The following is a 21,747-nucleotide window of genomic DNA, read 5'->3' as shown; positions in this document are numbered from 1 at the left end:
ATTACTTCTTAGACATAACAAATCAGTGTTTGTTCATTTATTATACAGTGTTCAGCTCGTTAACACTAACTTCCTAAACTAAATTTCGATACTTACACCACATTTCAGCAGTTTAAACTTTTTACACCTGTGAACTTGTTTCATTACACATGGCATCATTCATGCATCTATTCTAGTATCAAAACAAATAGGAATGACATGATTAAAGCGAAAAACGTAACTAAACATTTAATTTTACTGGCCTTACTAAGCCAGGCACAAGCTTTCGCACAGAACGAATCGGCAAAAATCTTTACAGAAGGGCTTAGCTCTACTCTAAAGACAGCAGGATTCAAAAATGTAGGGCTAGAGCTTGGGGCGGATTATGGTGCTCTTGATTCAAGAACTGATAAAGGAAGTGTTTATCAGACAAAGATGAACCTAGAGCTTGAAGCAGAGGTTGTTGAAAATATCGACTTTAACTTCAGTGGTGGTTTTAGCTATCAATCAGGTAACTCTTCTTCACAAGAAGCAGAAAGAGTTAAAACTTACAAGCCAAAGTTCACATATGACTATGGTTATTTTGATTTAAGGCCACTTAGTTTTGTAAAGATCAGTGCAGGTGCTCTTGATAACTCAACTAAGCGTCAATATATCTCTCCATTCATTAACGGTGGAACATCGTTTATTGGTGCAAGAGAAGTGATTGCAACTAAGGTTGGAAACTTCTACCTTCGCCTTCAAGCAACACAAGCTAAGCCACAAAATGCAATTTTAAGAGAAACTTTTAATATTGATGATTCAGGTGATCCACAATTCTTCTCTGAGTCAGCAGACATTAGCTACCTTACAAAAGCTTTACGCATTGGTGGTGCTGTAGGTAGTTACCGCTACAAGAAACTTTCAGGTGATCTTGCTAACAAAGACTACTACTGGGGGAACTCTGTAAGCATCGGTACACCAATTGATCAAAGTCTATACCTTTATGACTTTACAGGAATCTTTGCTAATGCAGGAATTGAAATTGCTTTAGGAGATAACTCTCTTAAGCTTTCAGGCTCATATATTAAAAACACTGAATCAGTAGTTCCAGATGATAAGAACACTGGTTACTCATACAGAGCAGATTTCAAAACAAATATGGGTGACAAGAAAATTACTCTTTCTGCCCTAGCATTTGAAAACCAAGCAGATACTGCTCCAGCTTTCTACCGTGGTGGAATCTTTTCAAATGACTACAAAGGATATGCCGTAGGATTTGAATTAGAAACACAAAAAGGATTTAGCACAGAATTTAATTATATTAATCGCACTGTACTTGGAAACCTTGACTCAGCGTACTTAATTGATGGTTACAGTGACGAACAAGTTTATACAATCTCCCTAAGGAAAGAATATGACATTTTGTAAGAACATGAAGAACATCACTCTCCTAAGCATCTCAATGCTTGCACTAACAACGCTTGTTAGTTGTGGAAGTGACACTTCCAACGACGAAAGACAGCAACTTGCAAGACAGCTTAAGGCTTCTGCAAATGAAAGTGCTCTTGTGTCTGTTTCACGCTTCACAGTAGAAGGAGTAACAGAAGATAAGGCATCAATGAAGTCAAGAATCGCTTATGGTAAGACGTTTCATGTAAAAGCATGTCTAAGTTCAAAACTTGGAAAGAGCTTACAGTACCAAACTTTCTACGTATCTGGTGAAAACTTTCAAACTGTAGAAAGAACTGCTGATGACAATAGCTGTATCTTTTGGGATGAGCCAATTACTATGGACTACTCTCTTCCAAACACTTACCTTCCAATGGGTGAAAGAGTAGTAACTCTTGCAACAAGTGCTAATATTTCATACGACCTAAAACTGTCGATGAATCAGTATACAAATAGCATTATTCACAGAAATAACTATGTGATGAAAACTTCTCTTAACAAGAACCGTCTAAGTGCAGACGAGATCATCAATGTTAAGAACGTTAAAATCACTCCTAAAGGTTTTGGTCAAGTTGATCCAAGAAATGATAATTTAATTATTGATCAAAAAGTTGTTGTAAATGGATGTTTAAACCTTAAGGCAAATGGTAGCTCACTATCAAACGAATTTGTTAAAGCAAGACTAATCAACCTTGAAAAACAAGAAAACGGTGAAGAGCATGCAGTAACTGAAATGTATGACATTACTGACGGTCAATTAGATGAGTCAGGTTGTGGTGAAATCAAGTTCTACCTTGAGCACGAAAGATACACAAACACTCGTCGTATTCCATTTAACCTAGAAATTGAAGTTCAAAATGAAACACTTCAAAATGCAAAAGTAACACGTGGACTATGTCTTTACCCATGGTCAAATAACGGTTGGATTTTTGCTGAGGTTTCAAGAACTGGAAAGTGTGAAAAAGATAATAACAACCAAAGAGCAAGGCTATTTGTTGATGAAGTTAACTACAGCTTCCTAGGACACGACAATAACAACGGTTTCCACCTTAACAAGAACCTTGATCTAGTAATTGAGAAGTCATTCATTGTTAAGATGTACCCAAAAGTTAACTACGGTAACTACGTACACCACATGAATCCAATTGAGCCTTTCTACCAAGGAAAGCTTAAGCTAGAAGTATACTTCCTAGCGCCACTACAGGGTGATATTGATTTAACAAATGAGAACAAGCACAAGTTTAAACTTATCTCAGTTGCTTCACGTGAAGTAGAAGTAGAAAACAACTTACTAAAGGCAAGAATTGATATGCCAATCAAGTTTGTGGACATGCCATATATCCACACGAGAACTTATGCGGCAATTAAACTTTCACCGATCTTAAGAGAGGGAGATGATCCAAGAAATGCACCTCGTCCAGCTTGGGCAGCAGGTACATTCCACGCATCATCAAAGTCTTTTCACTCAATCCTTCACACTCAACTTCAAGTGACGGATAAGTTTGAAGAGCAAGATTTCACAAATACAAAAATTGATAAGAAAATGAATGAAATGGTACAACTTGAGAACTACCTAGAGAAGCTATCAAACGATGTAAAAGGTGTGACAAAGAAAGATATCATTGCAGCTAAACTAGCTCCTCGTTATAACAAAAGTTCTGAGGCGATCTTCTCTGACGAACTTAAGAAGCACGAGCTTTTTGATGAGACAATTAAAGTTGATCACACTGGACTGAACAAAAAACTTATTGAAGAAAATAAGCTTACGACGACTGAAATCTCTAAGCTATACGAAGACCAATACGACTCAGCAACACTTGCTAAGCTATGTGGGACATTCTTTAGCCAAGAAAAAACAGGTCTAATCTGGAAATCTTACTCAGACTACAATATGAAAAAGTGTATTGAGTCTCCATGGGAATTCATGATGATTACACCAGTAAGTCACGTACAAGAGATTCTTTCAAAACCAAGAGTTAGCCACTCGAATACTATTAGAATCTCTAAATCAACTGGTAGCGGAACTTACTTTACTGAAAACAGAAGAGTTGGATTCTCTCACGGATATAAAACAGGTGTTGGTGCAAAACTTGACTTCAAACTTCCATTTGGAGAAAAGTTACCAGTAAGCGGTGGAGTTGGTGTATCAGCAGGATACGACTGGTCAACAGCATGGTCACTAGATCGTTCAAATGGTGATAATAACAGAAGTGACAGCGGACAATCAATTGATCTATACGCTGAAGCAATTACACTAAACTTTGAAGCAAGAACACACCAGTGTTTTATGATCGAAGGAACATCAAAGTTTAAAGCAGAATGGATCTCTGATAAGTATCCATCAAATCACGGACTTGGTGGTAGATTAGTTTACAACACTGTTAACAATCCGATTCGTTACAAAGTATGTAAACCAAGTGCAGGAAAAGAAAGACTAGAAGAAACATGGTACTTTACAGGTGAAGGTTTCCAATTCAACTCAATCTTAAGAGATAGACTTGGAATGACTGAAAACCAATACACAATGATGTTTAGAGGAAGAAAGACACTTTATAAGTTTACTGACTTCCTAGCAAAAGCTTCAAGCTCGATGTTTAACATCAAAGAAAGAAAGACTCAGTCACCAGATGTTTATATGCTAGATGTGTACAAGAGTTATAAAGAAGCATTTGATAGCAACCACGACTTAATCGATGACCAAGCAATTCCAGGTACGGTTGAGAAGTATGACCCAATTAAAAACGGCGGAGACCACAACTTCTCAGAAGACAAGTGTGAACTTCCACCAGATCAGTACAATCACGCATCAATTGATTTTTGCTAGAAATAAAAAAGGCCTCTAAAGAGGCCTTTTTCTATTTTAATTACTTTGCTTCAAAGCTGTCATATTTGGAAAAGATATAATCAAGAGTATCATCATCCACATCGCGGTAAAGACATACCCCTAATTCCATAAGATAAATTTTTAAGTGCTCACGAGGATCAACGTTAGGATATTTCTTCTTTAGAAGTTCAAATAACTCGGCCTCGGCTTCCACAATAATATCAGACAACTCATTACCAGCACCCTTATTGATCATATAAAGTGCTAACAGATATGGCATTTGAATGATTTGCTTTCTAACTATTTTAATACGCTCACGAATTCCAACAGAGTTTTCCTGAGATAGGTTAAAGATACGAGCAATCATATACTTAACCGCTTCCTTAAGGATTACATCCTTTTCCTTACCTAAATAATAATAGATGAGTGAGCGAGTAACATCGGCCTCTTTGGCCACCTCGGCGATTTTCCAGTTAAGGTGTCCCTTAGCAACTTCTAATTTGGTTACTGCATTTAAAATTCGATAATGTACTTCTTCACTTTTATTGCTTGTCATAAATAAATCTCTCTATACCCGATAATAATACTTAAGTTTTAAAAGGTAAAATCCGATAAAAATTTATTGAGTCATGTTCAATTTTGATTATTTAGCTATTTATATTTTTCAGAATTGTGGGGGAAAACAATGAAAAATCAGAAACTTACAGGGATCGCCGGAGCCATTATCGTCTCTACCTTGCTAGTATCTTGTAATCAGAAGTCTTATCGAATGCCAAGTTCATTAAAGAGCTCAAAGTTTGAATCCCTCATGCACGAGATGCACGAACAGGTATCCAAGGGCGTAAAATCTCCTGCAGAATGTGCGAAAAAGACTCAACATTACTACAATCGCCTCTTTTCCATTAAATCAACAGATATCGATTTTTCTGAATTCTCGCAGTATCAAATGCAAGATTTCGTGAATGCATCCTTTAATATTCGCCTTGATCTCAAGGAGAAATTAAAAGATCTCAATAGTACTAAGGAACTTGATCAAGATGAAAAGCAATGTCTTAAGGGTGTAAAAGATATTTTTAGGGCCCTACGCTATCTCGAGGACTACTTTATCGAGTCCTACTATGCCTCAAGGCCTAAGGGAAAAGTACCGCGCCAATTTAACACATTAAATTTTGATGGCGACTCTCCTATTCACTTTATGGTTAATCCAGAATATAGCTTCTCTGGCCCGAGAGATCTCAAATCAGGAGATATTATTCTATCACGCGGGAATGCCTACTCAAGTGCCGCTATTGCTCGAATCGGCGATGATGACCATCAATTTTCACACTTAACATTAGTATATAAAGACAAGAAGACAGGCGAGCTTTTCACGTCAGAGGCCCATATCGAAGTGGGTAACGTTGTTGCTCCCTTTCAAGTACACCTTGATCAGGCAAATTCTAGAACTGTTGTCTTTCGTCACAAAGACGCTAAATTAGCGCATTTAGCGGCCAAAGAGATGCATGAGCGTTTCTCTAAATTTACTAAAAAAAACGATAAAAATATCCCATACGACTTTGCCATGGACTATAACGATGACTCGCAAATCTTTTGCTCTGAAGTTATTTATCATGGTTACAAAGTTGCCAGTGAAAAACTTTCTGGAACAGCTATGGATATCCCAGAGTTTAAAACGAGCTTTAACCCGGCCCTACTTTCATTTCTACAAGACTTTGGTCTCCAAGTGACAAGTGAAAATATCGCAAAGTTTAAAACATTCGGCCCTGGCGAAATTCAATTTGATTCACGCTTTGATCTCGTTGCCGAATGGAGAAACCCAGATAAACTTAAGGATACACGTTACAAAGACGCGATTCTTTCAAAGATTTTTGAATGGATGGAAAAGGAAAGATATGAATTTGATCCTAGCTTTGGAACAAAACTAGGTAATGATTTTGCTTGGCTTGCACGTCGTTCAGTTATCAGTCGCGGTATTATTAAATTTGTAGCAGGTGTAAACTTAGAAGAGAAATTTCCACTCAATCTAGGTTCAAAACAGATTGATCTCTTTGTTGTTCTAGACCAAGTTGGTGAGAAGCTCTACGAAAGGATTGCAAAGGCGGAGAAAGAAGCAGGAGGAATCCTCTCTTTTAATGAAATGTTTCAAGAACTTGAGAGTTACCGAAAAGAAGACTTAGACAAGTACACAAAATATATTGAAGACAAGAAGTATAATCAAAAGCTTCAAATGCAAGGTGGTCGACGCAATGGCCCAAGAAGACGCCGCTCATTAAGTAGGCCTGATTTCCACCACTTATTTCACAACTAAAGCTAAAGGGTTAATTCGCACTTTAAGAGTTAAGTAAATTACGCTATATTGGCCGCATATGAAAACGGTCAATATAGCAATTCAAAACGCCCACAACGAGCTATGCGCTCACCCACTTTATTCAAATATCAACGATATTGATGATGTGAAAATTCTTATGAAGTGGCACGTCTTTGCAGTATGGGATTTCATGTCTCTATTAAAAGGCCTTCAACGTGAAGTGACATGTGTGTCAACGCCATGGATGCCTTCAAAGTATGACAAAGAGTGCGTTCGTTTCATTAACGAGATTGTTTTAGGTGAAGAAAGTGATGAAGATCTAAACGGTGGCCATATTGATCACTTCACAATGTATTTAAATGCGATGAAGGAAGTTGGTGCTGATACAACGCCAATTGAAAACTTCTTCAATGACTTCTCTTTTGAAGAACTACCACAAGAGATCGCTAAATTTACGGCCTTTAATCTAAACTTAGTAACAAATGCACACCCGAGTGCAGTTGCTTCAGCATTCTTTTATGGAAGAGAAAATCTGATCCCTGATCTGTTTCAACCATTTGTGAATGTTTTAGAAGAGAAGAATATCGATGCCCCATATTTTAAGCACTACCTAGTTCGTCACATTGAACTTGATGGTGACGAGCATGGAGACCTTGCGGGAAAACTTCTTTCACAGCTTTGTGACACTGCTGAAAAAGAAGAACAAGCAACGCAAGTAGCTCTTGATTCACTTAAACTTAGAGCACAGATGTGGGATTATGTTCTAGAAGAAATTAGAGCAAACCGTTCAGAAAACTTAGAGCCTATCCACTAATTCTTTTGCTAGAGAAACTCCAGCGCTCCAACCGTTCTTATATAGAGCGTTTAGAGCGTAGACACCTTCACAAACCTCACCACAAAAAGGTGTGCGTCTCTTACCTTTATGACGAATTCCTGTGTGAATCATTGGTTTTTCAAGATTTTTAAATTCAGGAAATAAGCCTTGAAAGATTTCTAGTTTCTCATACACTTCTTTAGGAGAATGAAGATGAGAAAGCCCCTCAATTGAATTTGCACCAAATAGTAGAAGATTATCCTGAGCACGATAAATAAGATTAAAGTGACCACGAGAAATCACAAAGGATTCTTCGTTTAAATCGATATCCCAAGTAAAGTAAGTGCCTTTAACAGGCTTCCCCTCTGGTAAACTCTTATCTTTAAAGATTAATGACGTGTAGGCACTTGTTGCTAAAATAATTTTTTGAGCATTGAAGCTTCCAATATTAGTCTTGAGCTCGCCTTTATTAACGCCACTAACTCTTGCCCTAATTTGTTCGACATCAGTTTTAAAGAAATTAAGGAATTCATCAGGATTGATAACATATGCATCTTTAGCAACAGTCTGCTGATTCTTAAACTCAATAAAGTCTGCACCATAACGGGCCTCAAATTGCTTAAACTTTAGAGGATCCTCTTTAATATTTGGAGGAAGATAGAATTGTTTACAGCTATAAACTCCAGATGGCCTATTTATTTCAACGAAGTCTTTTAAGAATTCATGAGCATGAAAGAGAATATTTCCAAGCTTCGAAATCCCTTCTTCAAATAATCCGAATGATACAACGCTTGTCGTGCGTCTCGAACAAGCTGGAAACGCCTCGTCATCATATACTTGAGCGATGCTTGCCGTTGGATATTTTTTTGTTAAGAAATATAAAATGGCGCGGCCAGCAATGCCATCACCAACTACTAAATAATCGAATTCATTTGTCATAATAACTTCTTACATCAATATTTTTAAGTTAACCAGTCGAATTTACTCAAGTTTTCCATTGTCATTCCAAATTCAATAACTATACAATTTTAATTCAAATTTAGTTAATGGAGTATGAATTATGTCAGAGACGACAGAAAAAGCAGCAAAAAACCCAATGGATATCATCGATCAAAATGCCGTCCTATTTTGTGTAGACAACACAGATATCACAGCGAAACAAATCATGGCCGTACTTGCCATGTTACTTGTTGAAGACTGTACTGTCCCATTCATCACACGTTACCGTAAAGATAAAACAGGTGGTTTAGATGAAGAACAAATCCGTCTAATCCAAGAAAAATACGACGAATATATTGAGCGTGAAAAACGCCGTGCTTTTATCCTTGAGGCCATCACAAAACAAGAGATGATGACACCTGAGATTGAAAAGAAGATTAAAGCAGCGACAAATATCAACCAACTTGAAGATATCTACGCGCCATTTAAGTCAAAGAGAAAAACAAAAGCACAAATTGCTAAAGAAGCTGGGCTTGAGCCATTTGCAATCTTAATGAAGACTTCGAAGCTTCCTATGCCAGAGCTTGCAAAAGAGGCCTTAAAATTCATTAATAAAGATAAGAAAGTTGCAACTTTTGAAGATGTATTAAAAGGAGCATGCGATATCATCATTGAGGAAATCGCACACGATACAGAGCTGAAAGAGACTCTTCGAAATGATTACTGGGCACAGGCAATGATTAAGTCATCACCAAGAAAAGGTTATGAGGAAATCAAAGACTGGCAAAAATACAAAGACTATTTTGAGTATGAACAAAAAGTAGCGGATCTTCGTGATCCAAAAGCGGCCCACAGATTCCTAGCAATTCGACGTGCACAAACAGAGAAAATCCTGAAAGTAGAAATCGTATTTGACGAAGAATACGCAACTAACATGATTCTTTCGAAGCATTTTGCTGATACAACAGTAACGAGCTACAAGGCACTTGTTGATTGCGCTTCAAAGGCCTACAAAAACTATATTCACTCTTCACTTGATTTAGAAATCAAAGGTGAGCTTAAGAAGCTTTCTGATGAGTCAGCAATTGACGTATTTGGTGTGAACCTTAAAAACCTACTTCTTCAGCCATACTTAGGGCCTAAGACAGTTCTTGCACTTGATCCAGGTGTTGTGACAGGTTGTAAAACTGTTGTTGTTGATAATACTGGTAAGTTTGTTGTTGATACTGTTGTTTATCCTCACCCGCCAAGAAATCAGGTTCGTGAGTCAGCGACAATTCTTAATGCAATGATCGAGCAATTCAATGTTGAATATATTGCAATCGGAAGTGGGACTTTCGGGCGTGAGACTCTACAATTCGTTGAAGACAATGTAACTGCTGTTAAAGATGGTCGAGTTAAAGCAACAATGATTTCAGAAGATGGAGCTTCAATTTACTCAGCTTCTGCTATTGCTAAGAAAGAGTTCCCAGATAAAGATGCAACTGTAAGAGGTGCGATTTCTATCGGACGTCGTTTCCAAGACCCACTTGCTGAACTTGTAAAAATAGACCCAAAATCAATTGGTGTTGGTCAGTACCAACACGATGTAAACCAAATCAGACTTAAAAAATCTCTAGATGGTGTAGTTGAAAGTTGTGTTAACTTTGTTGGTGTTGACATCAACACTGCTTCAGCTCCTCTACTTTCATTCATCTCAGGTATTGGGCCAACTGTTGCAGGAAATATTGTTAAGCACAGAGATAAGAACGGACTTTTTGGTGACAGAAGTGAGATCCTAAAAGTTTCTCGTTTTACAGATAAGGTTTTCCAACAAGCAGCGGGATTCCTTCGCGTTTACAACGGAAAAAACCCACTAGATGCAACATTCATCCACCCAGAAAACTATGAAATGTTAGAAAACTGGGCACAGTCAAAAGGTTACACTCTAGAGCAGTTAACAACAGATAACGCTGTAGCAAACCAACTTAAATCAGATAAGGATCTAATTTCTGAGCTTGGTGAGTTCACAGTTAATGATATCTACAAATCACTAACGGCCCCGTCACAGGATCCACGTACAGAATTTAAAACAACTGAATTTAGAAAAGATGTTCGTGAGCTTAAGGATGTAAAAATTGGTGAGCGCTACCCTGGTATCGTTAAAAACATCACTCAATTTGGTGCCTTCGTTGATATCGGAATTAAAGAGAATGGTTTAGTTCACGTCTCTCAAATGGCCGATCACTTTGTTGATAATGCACTTGAAGTACTTAAAGTAGGACAAGAAGTTTCAGCAGTTGTTCTTGACGTTGATATGGATAGAAAGCGTATCGCCCTATCTCTAAAATCAGATGGTGCAGAAGAAGCAAAAACTTATGAGCGCCCTTCAGGTGGACCTCGCCAGAGTAAACCTCGTGGTGGTGGACAACCAAAGATGCCAAAGCAAAACGATGCACCTTTAAAGAATAATGCATTTGCTGCACTTGCAGGTTTTAAAGTTAAGTAACTAAAATATAAATATATTATAAAGACTAATTTGTAGCCGGGATACTTCTCGGCTACACAATATTTACAAAACTAATAATATACCACTATTTCTAATTATTAAATTATATAAAAGTGATCAAATTCCAAAACATTAAGCTCTGTAATTTAGATAATTAGGAAAACTAAGTAATAAAATGGGTGAGATAATATCTCATAATGAATAGGTTGGAACGAATGGAGCAAAATATAGAGTCATTCAAGCAAAAGCTTAACTTAATTCAACTTGAATTTAAAAATGATATTAGTATCTCTTACAATTCAAATATAAAAAAGATTCAGGAACAGTTAAAATTTTTATACTCAGGAAGCCTTGGGATTTTCTTACTTAATACTGAAAATCTGATAACACTCTGTGGTAAGGGAGCTTTACTTTGGTCAATTATTTTCTTTACAGCAGCATTCATACTGCAATGGTTCTTTAATTTACCGAGTCGTGCCATAAATACAATTATAAATCCAATAGAGAAAGCAACCAAAAGTTTTTTTAAACTGATAGAAGAATATGAAAAAAAAGGTTGTTCAACAGAGTCACTAACAAATAGTTGTATTGAAAATTTAAAAGACACCAGAATTGGTACTGACTTATTAGAAACAATCGCAAAAGAAAAAAACATAGAGAATGAAGAGTTTTCCTCTGCTATAAACAACTTTGCAAATCAGATACTTTACTCCAACAAATCCCCATACAAGATTATTGAGTCAGAAATACTCCCACTTAACTCAGCCATTGAAAAAAGTGAAGACAATATTATTGTAGCTTCTTTAAAAAGAATGTGGAAGGACTTCAAACCAATTCTTATCACGTTTTCATTATATCTATTAGGAATCAGTATCTTTAGTTTTGCAACTATACATCAGAACTGGAATATACTTTTTAGTTTTTTATTTATATAACCAAACTGTACGCTACTTGAAGAGATTAGTTTGAACTTCTTTACACAAAAAGATTGGAAACAAAGAAGAAGTTAAAAAATGTTTTTTTATTTTAGACAGCAGTTCTCTATCTTTGTTATTTAACAACTCAGACTCCAAAGGTAAATCCGAAAAATACGAGACAACAGAAACATCTATTTCAAAATTTATTTTACTGGCAAATCGAGTTAATCGACGAAATGCACCGACTGGATTATGATTTATAGGATTTACAATAGAAAGCTTTAACATCCTTAAACTTTCAAAATAGTCTTTTGAATACACAAGTTCTTTTTTATTATAATTATAATAAATCGCATCCCAATTGAAAAATACAGTTTTTAACAAATCTTTCTGCTCTCGATATTCAACATGTTTCTTTTTAAAAGCGAATGTATTCGACAATAACCAAATATCTATAACCCAATAATTCAATTTAATACGATAACCGCCAAATTTATTTTTTTTCATATTATAAGATTTTGATATTCTTAGTAATATCAATGAAAAATCTATCTCAGATCCATCTAACACGATATCTACATCAGACTTAAAAAACTTTAACCCGTCTATAGTTAAATCTCTCAGCAAACCACCAAAGATTAATACTTCCAAAGAATTGTTAATAAGAAGTTCAATAAAGTTAGAAATTTCATTAGCCTGAACTCCCTTTCTTGAATGAAAGAAGTATTCAATCCTTTTTTTAAGGTGTCTTTCCGATGGAAGATTGCTAAGCATTATACCTCTTCAATTGTTCATATAGATCAATAGCAAAAGAATCTGTCATTCCTGCAACCATATCTACAGCAAGCTGAAGCTCGATATATTCATCTGATAAATCTGAGCCCTCTTTACGACGGCTTAATTGACGTTTATAATTTTCAGAAATAAGAGAATAACAATAATTCTGAAAAGGAGTTTTTTCAAAGCCTTTAGGGTCTTTAATTCTACCACTAACTGATTGCCAAAAACAATTCATTAAATATTTTATAACATTATACCCAGTTAACTCAAGCTCTAACACTGATTTATGACAAAACAAATGTAAACTAGCTAATTCTTTTAACAATTTGACTAATTCTGCAGACTCCGACTCATTCAATAAGTCTTTAAAATAACGATAATTTTTAATACTACTAAAGGACTTTTCATATTCAGAAACTGTAGAGTTAACCATTTCAGAAATTGCATATGCACGAAATCTTTGCATAGAAACATCATTTAGCTCATTCGGACTAAGGCCTTCTTCTAAGTCTTTGACATACTTACTATTACATTTATCTAGCAACCGATTAATTACCGTATCGTTATTAGATTTATTGGATAGGTATGAAATAACATCATGATACGAAATAATCCCTTTTTTTACACCATCTTCAACATCAAAAACACTGTATGCAATATCATCACAAGCCTCTACAATAAAAATTAGAGGATGCCTCTCTCCTAGTTTTTGACCAACTTCTTTCATTACTTCTTCCGCCCTTCCCCTTTCAGATTCAAAGAAATTAAATTTTTTTCTAAATGGTTTAGTTTTATCAATTCCACTACTAAAAACTGGATATTTTACAGACGCGGCCAAAGTACAAAAAGTAAGGTCTAGGCCAGTATGATCATCTAACAATTGTAACTTTGTAACTAATCGAAATGTCTGTGCGTTACCTTCAAAATTTTTAAAATCGTCTATATGCTCAATACTATGTAATACTTTGTTACTATTAACCCAGTCCCTGATAGCATTCTCACCTTGATGACCAAAAGGAGGGTTTCCTATATCATGCATTAAACCAACTGTTGCCAAGATTGGCGGGATTGTACGCATAGGAAAATCAATTTCTGAAAATACACTACTATTTCCAACTAAAGCATTACCAATACTTCTGGCGAGATTTGATACTTCCATAGAGTGAGTTAACCTATTCCTAACACTATCATTCTTTTCGAGAGGAAAAACTTGTGTTTTATCAGCAAGTCTACGAACTGGTGTAGAGAACAATAACCTATCTAAGTCTATTTCAAATTCTGACCTGTGATCAGTAACCGACTTAGCTCCCTTTACTCTTTTCTTTGAAAATGAATTCAATCAAACCCCCTCATAAAAATAAACTAATTGAAGAATTATCGGTATATATTTCATTTTATATAAGTATGTGATTAAAAAAGTCATATTAATTATCATTTCCAATAGATATACAGCTAACCTAAAAGTTACCTTTAGAATTTCAGTTGCATACGTAATTTTAAAATTATTATTTAAAATAATGTTCAATATGCTTTTTAGTAAAAAGATATTTATTCTCTCAAAAAGCCAAAAGGTTTCAGCAGTTGTTCTTGACGTTGATATGGATAGAAAGCGTATCGCCCTATCTCTAAAATCAGATGGTGCAGAAGAAGCAAAAACTTATGAGCGCCCTTCAGGTGGACCTCGCCAGAGTAAGCCTCGTGGTGGTGGACAACCTAAGATGCCAAAGCAAAACGATGCACCTTTAAAGAATAATGCATTTGCTGCACTTGCAGGTTTTAAAGTTAAATAGATTCTTCACTAATTTTTAAAATTATAATTTAATAAGGCCGGGTATATTCCCGGCCTTTTATATTTAATATCTAGTTCATAGCATTGATCGAAACATCAATGGCCTGGACCTTAATATTGTCAATTGAAGGGTCACCCTCTTTCATTTTCTCAAGCGAAAAGTAAGGCGTGATCTTACCAGATAGTGCACCTCCAAAATGCTGAGTTTCAACTTCATACACTCCATCTTTATCAATCTTTTTGACAAGTATGTTTTGAACTATCCACTTATTATTTATTTTAAGAGTTGATTTAACAAATATGGGTTTTGTTACTCCCGTTACTTTAAATCGTATTTTAAAAGTTCCAAAAACATACTCATTCTCAGCTGATGCGATTCCATCAGAAACAGATAATGTTAAATTCTTAGGGTAGTTTTTTGAAACAAAACTATTATAAGAGTCATCCTCAATTTTTACAAAATTAATACTATCTTGGTAAAAGAGAAAATTATAAGAACTTAGTCCATTGAAAACATTAACATGATTTTCAAAATTAAATTCTGTTTGTCCTTCGTTTGCCAAAGTTAAGAAGCCAAACATCAATGCTTGGGTTGCATGCCCTAGGTTATGAGACATCAACTTTACATTATCCATATCTTTTAAATGGCCATAGAGATCTAGTGAATCTTTACTGTCTTGATCATCTTCGACTCCAAACTCTAGAACGATAGGAATATCAACCTTCCTAAGTGCAAGGTAGAAGTCATCATTATTCGACTGAGCAAAGTCTGAAACGATATGATTTTGAGTTGCCATAACATTGTCATAAAACTTATTAGCTTGAACATTAGTAAAATCACTTCTAAATAGATTGTAATAGTCAGCTAATTTCTTTGTTGTAGAATCACTACCTTTATAATGATTAGTTTCAAGACTATTCAAGGCATCAAAATGTCGAAAGCTCTTTGACTTATAACTTAATTCGTAATTAAGGCCTTTATGGTAGAGGCCACCATTTGTTAACGAGTGTTCAAATGGACTTGTCGGAGAGCTTCCAGCAACAACTAATTTAATAGCTGGGTGATAAGTAGTAGCGGCAGCAAGGGCCATGTAACCATCATATGATCCGCCCTCTAAGATAATATTCCCACTATGCCAATCATTCTTAACAATTTCATTTATAATTGCTCTGGAATCTTCTCTCGTTTGCTTCCAATCAAGCCAATCAAAACCCTTATTACCAAATAATGTACCTCTGGCAACACTAGTAATGAAATCATAATTTCTGATTAAAACTTCATTCTTCTGATATATATCATCAATAATTGATTTTCCATGAAAACTATATGGTGTTTGATTTAAGATCGCATCACGCTTTACACTGAAAGGTATATCGAGAGGCCTAAAGATAAAGGTTGGTAGAATAACATCACCATTTTTAGGCATTAGCTGTCTTGCATGGATTTGAACAATAGGATACTCATACTTGTATATACGAATTGTACCCTCACGATCAATGATAAATTCGATAACTCTACCGTCATCAATATTTTGATAAATCTTATAATGATCAATATCCAAGACTTTTCTGATTTTGCCACAATAGTCGACATAATTAGAATATAGAAAATCAACTTTACTATCTTCATGAATACTTATCTTCTTATTTTTTATAAGTTCACTCTTAGTGAATGTCTTTAAATCAAGACAAAGTTGTTCCATACTACGAATTTTCGTCAATGCATGAACTTGTGATGTCGTTAGGAAAACGACGAAAAGAATAATTAAATATCGATACATAAATTCTAACCTCTCTATCAATAAAAATAGCAATACATGGGCCAAAGAAATTATGAAATATTAGTTACTTGGACTATTAATGATGTATAGATCATGAACAAAAATTTTAAAATTGACTAAATAATCGACACTTTAAAAGACAGAAAATAAAAAGAGGGCCCAACACAGGCCCTCTTTTGAATTGATTTATTACTTTTTAAAAAATTATTTACACGTAGAAACTCTCTATCATTTGATTTGTTATAGTTCGCGTTTAATACATGATGTTGCAAATCTCATAACGTAATTATTTTCAATATCTATTAATCCATTAAAATTTGTATTAATATTTCGAAAGCCTTCCTTTAGTTTTTCTAAGTCACTACTTTCATCACAACCTTGAGAAATAGCACGATCAAATGACTGTAATGAAGTAATTGTGTAGTATTTCATTAGCTGAATAGTTTCCACAATATCAAGATACAACTCACAATTCTTCTCAGTTGGTTCGCCACCTTTATACGTATTATTAAGTTCAGTTGCAGCTCTATTAAAGTGAGTGTTATTTAACTTGAAGGCCTTATTAAAAGAACTCATTGAATAGCTATATTGTATTTCACATGCACTTGGCATATCAAAGTTAGTATTCAAATCGTTAGCGTTAATCCCTGTAGAAAAAATTGCAAATAAAACAAATGGCAATATTGATTTTTTCATTTCCATACCTCTTTTGAGTTTATTTATTAATCAATTCTTTCTAGGTTTACTCTTAGGCCCATTCCAGTGTTAAGATCGATTGTGATCATATCCAGAATCCCCATTTGCTTCCAAAAAACTAGATCAACTTTGTGGTTTTCTTCTTCATAGATCATACAGCTGAAAACAATAGAGCCATTTGAAACACGGTCTTTTTCACAAGTTGTATCAACTTGAAGCTGACCAGCATAATTCATCTTAAGATTATACTTCTCACCTGCTACGATTTCTGTAACTTCAACATTCTCATTTCCAACAAGGGCCTGATCCATTTCATTTTGTCCCTTATAAGTTGCACTATGAGCTGAAAGTGCTGTTAGTGATAGTAGAACTAATAATAATTTTTTCATTCGTAACCTCCATTACTATATTTTCTTGAACTTAGATTTTCGTTACTAAACAAATTTAAAATACAGCAATTGGAGTCGATTTGTGGAAAGTTGAAAAATTTATAATTATGAACAAAGAATAGTCTATGCTATCTACTGGAAATCTCGAAAGGTACCCGCGCCCCTTTTACTTTTAGAATTACCACCATTTTTTTGTAACATAGTCTTGTTCATCAAAAGAGACAATTTCTCCTAACTTTGGGGCCATTAGCTTAAGAACACCTTGCTGAGCATATTCATCTAGTTTTAAGATTGGATCATCCCATGTATGAAATGAGAGAGAGAAAGCACCCCAGTGAATTGGGAAGTAGTATTTTGCATTGATATCGGCATAGGCCTTTGGCCATTCTTCAGGAAGCAAGTGAACCGCAAACCAGTCTGGGTTATATTGACCGGATTCCATGAACGCTACATCAAATGGCCCTAAACGAGCTCCGATTTCTTTAAAATGGATGTCGTAACCAGTATCACCACTAAAATAGAGATTATTATTTTGAGTCTTTACAACCCACGATGCCCACAGAGTCGTATTCTCATGGGCCTGGTCACGCCCAGAGAAATGCTGAGCGGGAGTTGCAGTAAATTTGATGCCTTCAAAATCCACATCTTGCCACCAATCAAGTTCAGTAATACGAGAGTCATCTATTCCCCATCTTTTAAGATGTGAACCTACTCCAAGTGGTGTGATAATTTTGACGTCTTTCTTCTTAGCGAAAAATTTCATTGTCGTCATATCAAGGTGATCATAGTGATCGTGAGAAATAATAATATAATCGATTTCTGGAAGCTCTTCTAAGCTAAGAACAGGAGGTGCAAAGCGCTTTACGAATAAAGGAACAGGAGAAGATGAGCCCGAAAAGATTGGATCAATTAGAACAATCTTAGAGTCGACATTTAAAAGAATCGTTGAGTGTCCAAACCAAATCGATTTAACGTGATCTGACTTTTCTAAGAACTTCTCCATATCAGGCTTTATAGAAGGCAAAGTTTTTTCAGGATAGCGCCCTCCGCCCTTTCCTAAGAATTCAATAAACTTAGAAAAACCAAAACCATCTTTTTGAATGGGTTGCTCTTTAGTAATATTAGGTCTGCGGTTTATAAAGATTTGCTTAGAGGCATCAAAGTTTTCCGACTTTTCAAATGTTCTTAACTCATTCTTATTTGGGTGGGCCCCAAGAGAAGACATAAATACAGAAGCAACTTTACTCATACCTGTACATCCAGAAAAATTTAATAAGATAAATAATAGAAGAATATGTTTAAACATTAAGTTCCTACTTTTTTAACAAAACTAATGAAATTCCCATTATCCTTGAAAAATCTCCAATTAGAAAAAAGAGTGAAGATTACTGTAATAATCACAGGTACCAAGAATGAAAATACGAACGACGAGGCCGTAAATCGAACAGGTAGTGAACGATCAACAAACATTGCCGGCATAATAACAGGAGAAAACTGCGCTAATAACTTTAATACAATAAAGCTTAGAAGATTACCTAGAGCAATTGCGCAAACCGTAATAATGGCAATATTAAGTCCCCCATACTTCTTAATCTGATCCATACTCATTCCAAGGATCCAAAAAGAAGCAAAGTCATTTCTAACTCTTGCATAGAAAATTGAAAGCCCTGAGATAATCGAAAATGTTACAAGAACAATCGTTGCTAAAAATAAAAAGAGAACCACATTATTTTCTAGCGCCAGAGCATAAACAAGATTCTGATTTAACTGTTCCCATGTTTTAAAGCTTGCACCTTTTGAAGTTAAATACTGCTTGAGCTCTCCTACTTCAGCAGCACCCAAAACACTATAAACCCTCAGTTTATTGTAACGACGTGATTTTGCAATTGAGAACGCACTATAAGCATGTCCCCAGGCGTGAAGTTCATCGATATCTGGGTCCATTGAATCAGTGAAATTTTCAATCATCAGTGACTTAAAACGAGGAAGCTCACCAAAAAAAACATCTGTATGGGCCGGAGAAATAAATTGAATCTTATCATCAAGTCCGGCATAAATCTTTCGACCTAAATAAGGTGATAAGAGAATTTCTTCTCTTGCAGGCCAATGATCAATGGCCTTAGGTAAAATCGTAGAAGTTTCACTCGTTACACCATGAAAAATAACAGGTGCTAAGTAGCCTTCAAGACGAATAAGTCCTTCGATTTCATACTCGAATGAATACTTTAAATTCTTATCATCTAAATAAGCTTGTGTTTTTTCAAAACTAAGATCTTTTGGAAGATCAATAATGTATCGGCCAAGAGTTTGCTTTCCACGCTCGATGCGATTGGTTTGAAGTCCTTTAAGAACTGACTGAACACTTAGGAGTGAAAAGCTTGATATGATAAGACTCGCCAAGGCCATAATAAGTAGCCTTTGGCGAGTCTTAGCTTTAAATAAGTAATTTAGAAAAAATCTAAAAAAACTTAGAAACATTTAAACTATAACTCGTAAAAAGTTGAGTTTTCATCAGCAAGCTTATTAATAAGTGCGCATGGAGTGAACCTGGCTTTACTTACACTTTCAGAAAACTTAAGCATTTCATCTCTTAAACGAGCAATACCTTGAGTATCTGCATATCTCAGAAGACCTCCTCTAAATGGAGGAAAACCGATACCAAAGATTAGACCTAAATCAACGTCTTTTGCTTTTGCAACGATTTTATCTTCAAGTGTTGTTGCCGCTTCATTAATCATTGGCAGAAAGATTCTCATTTGAATCTCTGTTTCACTCAGCTTTTTAGACGCTTTTGGAAGCATATTCCAAGCTTCCTGGTTAGGACCAGTTGGCTTACCTTTTTCATCGTATAGGTAGAATCCCTTAGCATTTTTCTTTCCAAAGAATTCTTTTTCAAGCATTTGCTTTCCAATACCATTTGAAGCTTGACGCTCACCTAGTCCCTCATAGATGATTTTAGAAACCTTATCACCTACATCGATCCCAACTTCATCAAGAAGTCTAAAAGGCCCCATTGGCATACCAAAGTTTAGACAAGCATCATCAATATCTTTAATTGAAACACCTTCTTCTAGTAAGAATCCTGCTTCATTCATATATGGCATAAGAATTCGGTTTACAAGGAATCCTGGGCCATCATTAACAACAACAGGAGTCTTCTTAACTTTAACAACCCAATCATATAGTGACTCAATCGTTTCATCAGAGACACCATCGTGTTTAATAATTTCTACAAGTGGCATCATGTGAACCGGATTAAAGAAGTGTAGTCCTGCAAATCTTGAATTATCTTCAAGTGCACTGGCCATCTCTTGAACAGAAAGTGATGAAGTGTTTGAAGTAAGGATCGTGTCTTTACGAACTTTAGTTTCAGTTTCAGCAAAGACCTTCTTTTTAATATCCATATTTTCAACAACGGCCTCAATAACAAGGTCTGTGTGTTCAAATCCACGGTAATCTGTTTGAGCACTAATTGATCTCATTTTGCGCTCAAAATCATCGTGAGACATACGCTTTCTTTTTACTGCACCAGCAAAGTTACTTGAAGCTTGTTTAAGACCGAGCTCAAGTCCTACCTGATTTAGGTCTTTCATGATTGGAAACATATCATTCTTTGCCATAAGCCAAGCGATACCACCACCCATTGTACCAGCACCAAGACAAGCACCACGACGAAGCTTTCTTCCAACGCCCTTGGCATCGTCCATTTTCTTAGATCCTTCCATTAGGAAGAAGATATGGCGAAGGTTCTTTGATTGTTCACCAATACATAACTCTCCAAAAGCCTGAGCTTCAGAAGTTAAGTAAGATGTGCGACCTTTCATTACTCCAGCTTCCATCACATCAAGAATTTTTAGAGGAGCTTGGTAGAAACCTTTTGTTTTCTTTAAAACTGATTCACGTGCCTTTTGAAAAATAATCTTCTTTGTGAATACATTATCAGTTGCAGCGTCTTGCATCTTATCCATGAATCCACGCTTATCAACTTTCTTCTTGAAATGGTTTGGTGCAAGATCAACAAGACGCTCTTTTGCGTATACCTCGTCAACAAGTCCAGATCTCTTTGCTTTTTTAGCATTAAGAGTTTTTCCCGAAAGGATCATATCAAGAGCAGTTGGAAGCCCTACTGCTTTTGGTAGACGAAAAGTCCCACCAAATCCAGGAATTAGGCCAAGCTTAACTTCAGGAAGGCCAAGACCTGTTGCCTTGTCATCACTTACAATTCTTGATTTACAAGAAAGAGCAAATTCAAGTCCGCCACCAAGACACACTCCGTGGATACAAGCAACAGTAGGCATCTTTAAGTCTTCAATGCGATTAAAGATTGTCTGACCTGCTTCAGCTCCTGCTTGTCCATCTGCTGCAGTATGCATGGTATCGAATAATTTAATATCTGCTCCTGCCATGAAACATCTGTCTTTGTGTGAAAAGAAGATTGCTCCATCTAGCTCTTTTTCTTTTGTATGAAGATCTTCAACGATATCTTGAAGCTCTTTTAATGTTTCTTCATCGAAAACAGTCATCGAAGCTTTGTCATTATAACCAAAGCCGATATATGCTTTCTTGTCCTTGATTTCAAAACTGATTCTCTTATATGTCATTGCTATATCCT

At 35.7% G+C, this 21,747-nt stretch carries 17 protein-coding genes; 7 read left to right on the top strand and 10 right to left on the bottom strand.

Annotated elements, in window-relative coordinates:
- Positions 1 to 198 precede the first annotated feature (198 nt).
- Both C0Z22_RS04735 and C0Z22_RS04730 read left to right on the top strand, forming a co-directional pair.
- Positions 199 to 1,389, top strand: a complete 1,191-nt coding sequence (locus C0Z22_RS04735) for a hypothetical protein (RefSeq protein WP_103217194.1) — start codon at positions 199 to 201, stop codon at positions 1,387 to 1,389.
- Positions 1,376 to 4,234, top strand: coding sequence for a hypothetical protein (locus tag C0Z22_RS04730; RefSeq protein WP_103217193.1), 2,859 nt, complete (start codon positions 1,376 to 1,378; stop codon positions 4,232 to 4,234). The genes C0Z22_RS04735 and C0Z22_RS04730 overlap by 14 nt, the downstream gene beginning before the upstream one ends.
- Before the next feature lie 40 nt (positions 4,235 to 4,274).
- Here C0Z22_RS04730 and C0Z22_RS04725 read toward each other — a convergent pair whose 3' ends face one another.
- Positions 4,275 to 4,790 (bottom strand): TetR/AcrR family transcriptional regulator, encoded by a 516-nt coding sequence (locus tag C0Z22_RS04725; protein WP_103217192.1) that lies wholly within the window; start codon positions 4,788 to 4,790, stop codon positions 4,275 to 4,277.
- A gap of 129 nt (positions 4,791 to 4,919) precedes the next feature.
- Between C0Z22_RS04725 and C0Z22_RS04720 the strand changes: the two genes are divergently transcribed.
- Together C0Z22_RS04720 and C0Z22_RS04715 are read left to right on the top strand one after the other, a co-directional pair.
- Entirely contained in the window at positions 4,920 to 6,542 is a 1,623-nt protein-coding gene (locus tag C0Z22_RS04720) for a YiiX/YebB-like N1pC/P60 family cysteine hydrolase (RefSeq protein WP_103217191.1), read from the top strand.
- Between the two features lie 58 nt (positions 6,543 to 6,600).
- A complete protein-coding gene (locus C0Z22_RS04715; protein ID WP_103217190.1) occupies positions 6,601 to 7,356 on the top strand; it encodes a DUF3050 domain-containing protein in 756 nt (251 codons plus the stop codon).
- Here the strand turns inward: C0Z22_RS04715 and C0Z22_RS04710 are convergent.
- Positions 7,339 to 8,295, bottom strand: a complete 957-nt coding sequence (locus tag C0Z22_RS04710) for an FAD-dependent oxidoreductase (RefSeq protein ID WP_103217189.1) — start codon at positions 8,293 to 8,295, stop codon at positions 7,339 to 7,341. The two genes, C0Z22_RS04715 and C0Z22_RS04710, sit on opposite strands and share 18 nt — an antisense overlap.
- 121 nt (positions 8,296 to 8,416) lie before the next feature.
- On the opposite strand from C0Z22_RS04710, the gene C0Z22_RS04705 reads away from it, so the two are divergent.
- Entirely contained in the window at positions 8,417 to 10,783 is a 2,367-nt protein-coding gene (locus C0Z22_RS04705; RefSeq protein WP_103217188.1) for a Tex family protein, read from the top strand.
- Positions 10,784 to 10,980: 197 nt separating this feature from the next.
- Complete coding sequence (locus tag C0Z22_RS04700; RefSeq protein ID WP_146037794.1) at positions 10,981 to 11,718, top strand: hypothetical protein; 738 nt, start codon at positions 10,981 to 10,983, stop codon at positions 11,716 to 11,718.
- Positions 11,719 to 11,730: 12 nt separating this feature from the next.
- Here C0Z22_RS04700 and C0Z22_RS04695 read toward each other — a convergent pair whose 3' ends face one another.
- Together C0Z22_RS04695 and dgt are read right to left on the bottom strand one after the other, a co-directional pair.
- Positions 11,731 to 12,474 carry a hypothetical protein gene (locus C0Z22_RS04695; RefSeq protein WP_103217186.1) on the bottom strand — a complete coding sequence of 248 codons (744 nt, stop codon included), beginning with the start codon at positions 12,472 to 12,474 and terminating at the stop codon, positions 11,731 to 11,733.
- Positions 12,467 to 13,819, bottom strand: coding sequence for a dGTP triphosphohydrolase (dgt, locus tag C0Z22_RS04690; protein ID WP_103217185.1), 1,353 nt, complete (start codon positions 13,817 to 13,819; stop codon positions 12,467 to 12,469). The genes C0Z22_RS04695 and dgt overlap by 8 nt, the downstream gene beginning before the upstream one ends.
- Positions 13,820 to 14,006: 187 nt before the next feature.
- Between dgt and C0Z22_RS04685 the strand changes: the two genes are divergently transcribed.
- Positions 14,007 to 14,270: a hypothetical protein gene (locus tag C0Z22_RS04685; RefSeq protein WP_103217184.1), complete on the top strand. Its 264-nt coding sequence runs from the start codon at positions 14,007 to 14,009 to the stop codon at positions 14,268 to 14,270.
- A 70-nt stretch (positions 14,271 to 14,340) separates the two neighbouring features.
- Here C0Z22_RS04685 and C0Z22_RS04680 read toward each other — a convergent pair whose 3' ends face one another.
- The 6 genes from C0Z22_RS04680 to C0Z22_RS04655 all read right to left on the bottom strand — a co-directional run bounded on the left by C0Z22_RS04680 (position 14,341) and on the right by C0Z22_RS04655 (position 21,736).
- Positions 14,341 to 16,050, bottom strand: a complete 1,710-nt coding sequence (locus C0Z22_RS04680; protein WP_103217183.1) for a CocE/NonD family hydrolase — start codon at positions 16,048 to 16,050, stop codon at positions 14,341 to 14,343.
- Positions 16,051 to 16,290: 240 nt separating this feature from the next.
- Entirely contained in the window at positions 16,291 to 16,746 is a 456-nt protein-coding gene (locus tag C0Z22_RS04675) for a hypothetical protein (protein ID WP_146037793.1), read from the bottom strand.
- 26 nt (positions 16,747 to 16,772) lie between these two features.
- Positions 16,773 to 17,135, bottom strand: a complete 363-nt coding sequence (locus tag C0Z22_RS04670; protein WP_103217181.1) for a hypothetical protein — start codon at positions 17,133 to 17,135, stop codon at positions 16,773 to 16,775.
- A gap of 178 nt (positions 17,136 to 17,313) precedes the next feature.
- Positions 17,314 to 18,441, bottom strand: coding sequence for an MBL fold metallo-hydrolase (locus C0Z22_RS04665; RefSeq protein ID WP_233189695.1), 1,128 nt, complete (start codon positions 18,439 to 18,441; stop codon positions 17,314 to 17,316).
- Positions 18,441 to 19,541, bottom strand: a complete 1,101-nt coding sequence (locus tag C0Z22_RS04660) for an ABC transporter permease (RefSeq protein WP_146037792.1) — start codon at positions 19,539 to 19,541, stop codon at positions 18,441 to 18,443. The genes C0Z22_RS04665 and C0Z22_RS04660 overlap by 1 nt, the downstream gene beginning before the upstream one ends.
- Before the next feature lie 77 nt (positions 19,542 to 19,618).
- Positions 19,619 to 21,736 carry a 3-hydroxyacyl-CoA dehydrogenase NAD-binding domain-containing protein gene (locus C0Z22_RS04655; protein WP_103217179.1) on the bottom strand — a complete coding sequence of 706 codons (2,118 nt, stop codon included), beginning with the start codon at positions 21,734 to 21,736 and terminating at the stop codon, positions 19,619 to 19,621.
- Between the last annotated feature and the right edge of the window lie 11 nt (positions 21,737 to 21,747).

It is taken from the genome of Halobacteriovorax sp. DA5 (assembly GCF_002903145.1).
GTDB lineage: Bacteria > Bdellovibrionota > Bacteriovoracia > Bacteriovoracales > Bacteriovoracaceae > Halobacteriovorax_A.
The sequence above is the reverse complement of the archived record's forward strand: the minus strand, read 5'-3'. Positions and strand labels throughout refer to the sequence as shown.

Bases quoted from the DNA above. Each gene is read 5' to 3' on its own strand.
- C0Z22_RS04700 (WP_146037794.1), top strand. From the start codon at position 10,981: ATGAATAGGTTGGAACGAATGGAGCAAAATATAGAGTCATTCAAGCAA.
- C0Z22_RS04705 (WP_103217188.1), top strand. From the start codon at position 8,417: ATGTCAGAGACGACAGAAAAAGCAGCAAAAAACCCAATGGATATCATC.
- C0Z22_RS04725 (WP_103217192.1), bottom strand. From the start codon at position 4,790: ATGACAAGCAATAAAAGTGAAGAAGTACATTATCGAATTTTAAATGCA.
- C0Z22_RS04675 (WP_146037793.1), bottom strand. From the start codon at position 16,746: ATGAAAAAATCAATATTGCCATTTGTTTTATTTGCAATTTTTTCTACA.
- C0Z22_RS04715 (WP_103217190.1), top strand. From the start codon at position 6,601: ATGAAAACGGTCAATATAGCAATTCAAAACGCCCACAACGAGCTATGC.
- C0Z22_RS04670 (WP_103217181.1), bottom strand. From the start codon at position 17,135: ATGAAAAAATTATTATTAGTTCTACTATCACTAACAGCACTTTCAGCT.
- C0Z22_RS04660 (WP_146037792.1), bottom strand. From the start codon at position 19,541: ATGGCCTTGGCGAGTCTTATCATATCAAGCTTTTCACTCCTAAGTGTT.
- C0Z22_RS04685 (WP_103217184.1), top strand. From the start codon at position 14,007: ATGCTTTTTAGTAAAAAGATATTTATTCTCTCAAAAAGCCAAAAGGTT.
- C0Z22_RS04680 (WP_103217183.1), bottom strand. From the start codon at position 16,050: ATGTATCGATATTTAATTATTCTTTTCGTCGTTTTCCTAACGACATCA.
- C0Z22_RS04655 (WP_103217179.1), bottom strand. From the start codon at position 21,736: ATGACATATAAGAGAATCAGTTTTGAAATCAAGGACAAGAAAGCATAT.
- C0Z22_RS04735 (WP_103217194.1), top strand. From the start codon at position 199: ATGATTAAAGCGAAAAACGTAACTAAACATTTAATTTTACTGGCCTTA.
- C0Z22_RS04720 (WP_103217191.1), top strand. From the start codon at position 4,920: ATGAAAAATCAGAAACTTACAGGGATCGCCGGAGCCATTATCGTCTCT.
- C0Z22_RS04730 (WP_103217193.1), top strand. From the start codon at position 1,376: ATGACATTTTGTAAGAACATGAAGAACATCACTCTCCTAAGCATCTCA.
- C0Z22_RS04665 (WP_233189695.1), bottom strand. From the start codon at position 18,441: ATGTTTAAACATATTCTTCTATTATTTATCTTATTAAATTTTTCTGGA.
- C0Z22_RS04695 (WP_103217186.1), bottom strand. From the start codon at position 12,474: ATGCTTAGCAATCTTCCATCGGAAAGACACCTTAAAAAAAGGATTGAA.
- C0Z22_RS04710 (WP_103217189.1), bottom strand. From the start codon at position 8,295: ATGACAAATGAATTCGATTATTTAGTAGTTGGTGATGGCATTGCTGGC.